This is a genomic window from Mesorhizobium sp. M00.F.Ca.ET.216.01.1.1, assembly GCF_004010325.2.
In the GTDB taxonomy this organism is placed as follows: Bacteria; Pseudomonadota; Alphaproteobacteria; order Rhizobiales; family Rhizobiaceae; genus Mesorhizobium.
This window is the reverse complement of sequence record NZ_SADR02000171.1, coordinates 1-401: the sequence shown is the minus strand read 5'-3', so window position 1 is coordinate 401 and position 401 is coordinate 1. Positions and strand designations below refer to the sequence as shown.

The 401-nt window shown below is 65.3% G+C and carries 2 pseudogenes; one reads left to right on the top strand and one right to left on the bottom strand.

What is annotated here, in order from left to right:
* Positions 1 to 190: pseudogene (locus EN859_RS35590) on the top strand (SDR family NAD(P)-dependent oxidoreductase); the annotation flags it as partial.
* Positions 191 to 226: 36 nt separating this feature from the next.
* On the opposite strand, the pseudogene EN859_RS40030 reads toward EN859_RS35590, so the two are convergent.
* Positions 227 to 401 (bottom strand): annotated as a pseudogene (locus tag EN859_RS40030) (aldehyde reductase); the annotation flags it as partial.

The following is a 401-nucleotide window of genomic DNA, read 5'->3' as shown; positions in this document are numbered from 1 at the left end:
GGCGCTGACCGAAGGCGTCAAGGCGGCAGGCCTTCCCGAGGATTTCGCCCGCATCATCGTCTCTTTCGATGTGAACACCCGCGCCGGTCGCATAGGCGAGGTGACCGATGCCGTCGAAAAACTCTCGGGCCGCAAGCCGCGCACGCTGAAGCAGTTCCTCGAAGCGAACAAGACGGCCCTGCTCGGTTGAAAACTGGCGCGTCTGAGAGGGCCTCTCAGGCGCGCTTCACTTCGACTTCTTGAGCAATCCAAGCCGGATGAGGCTCTCAGCGGTCGCGACAAGCGCCTCTTCCCGCGATCGCGGCGTCCAGCCGAGCAGGCGCATGGCCTTGGCGCCCGTCGCGTTCCTCGGCTTGCTCAGTTCCGTCACGATCTGCGCCGCCTGCCCGTCGAACAGCCCG